Origin of the sequence: Erysipelothrix anatis (assembly GCF_009828745.1) — a bacterium.
GTDB classification, from domain to species: domain Bacteria; phylum Bacillota_I; class Bacilli_A; order Erysipelotrichales; family Erysipelotrichaceae; genus Erysipelothrix; species Erysipelothrix anatis.
Window position 1 is genome coordinate 1 of record NZ_WTSX01000025.1, and the last position, 1279, is coordinate 1279.

The following is a 1279-nucleotide window of genomic DNA, read 5'->3' on the forward strand; positions in this document are numbered from 1 at the left end:
GGAACTGACCTAGTTCCTTGGGACTCAAGAAAAAACCTCTTGTAAACGAATTATTGTAAAATGATTCAATACGGGAGGTTTTCTTATGGGAACACGGATTATGCATAGTTATGAGATAAAAATGAAAGTAATAGAAATGAAATTAGCAGGATATTCAAGCAAACATATTCAAAGCGAACTTGGAATAAAAAACATATCTCAAGTTAAAACATGGTGGAGATGGTATCGAAATGGTGAACATTATCGTTTTTCTCAACCAGTTGGTAAACAATATACTTATGGAAAAGGACCAGAAGCAGATACAGTTGAAGAAACACAAGGTCTTCGGATTAAATATCTTGAACAGCAAATTGAATTATTAAAAAAGTATTTGGAGAGAGAAAGGATGTGGTACCAGAAATAATCATCAAACTCGTTGAAGAGTATCGCGATGTTGTATCTACTAAAGATGTCTTGAATCTTTTTGGAATACCAAAATCAACGTATTACCGATGGACTAAAAAAAAGCAAGTAGAGTCTTATGACTATTCAGTCAATGAATCGTTAGTGATTGAACTTTGTAAAGAAAACAAATTCCGGTACGGATATCGTAAAATAACTGCATTGATACGAAAAGACAGAATTATCAATAAGAATACTGTTCAGAAGATAATGCAGAAACATCAATGCCAATGCCGAGTTAAGGTCAAAAGGTATAGGAATAACAAAACTCAGCCAATCATTATGGATAATATTATTAATCGTGACTTTAAATCAAACCGTCCTTTAGAGAAATTGGTAACAGATATCACGTACATCCCGTATGGAAATAAGATGCTTTATTTATCTACGATCATGGATTTATACAATGGCGAGATTATCGCATCAACATTAAGTGACAGACAAAACTTAGAATGTGTCGTTGATACACTCAATCAACTTCCAGACATCCTTAAGCCATGTATTCTTCATTCGGATCAAGGGAGTGTTTACACATCTAAAGAGTATCAACTCAGAGTAAAAAACAAAAGCATTACCATGAGTATGTCCCGTAAAGGTACACCTGCCGATAATGCTCCTATCGAATCGTTTCATTCCTCACTAAAGTCTGAAACTTTCGAATTAAACCCAGAACTTAAAAGTTCTACTGAAATTGTATCACAAACTGTGATAGACTATTTAAAATATTACAATGAAAATCGAATACAAGAAAAGCTAGGATATCAGTCTCCCGTTAATTATCGGTTGGCTTCATCCTAACTTGGTTTTTTCTTGAGTCCCAAGGAACTAGGTCAGTTCC

At 34.2% G+C, this 1279-nt stretch carries 1 protein-coding gene; it reads left to right on the forward strand.

What is annotated here, in order from left to right:
- The first annotated feature begins 85 nt into the window (after positions 1-85).
- A protein-coding gene (locus GVV19_RS10710) for an IS3 family transposase (protein ID WP_159639139.1) occupies positions 86-1239 on the forward strand; the annotation gives its coding sequence in 2 pieces (ribosomal slippage) (positions 86-359 and positions 359-1239; 1155 coding nt in all).
- The last annotated feature ends 40 nt before the right edge of the window (positions 1240-1279 follow it).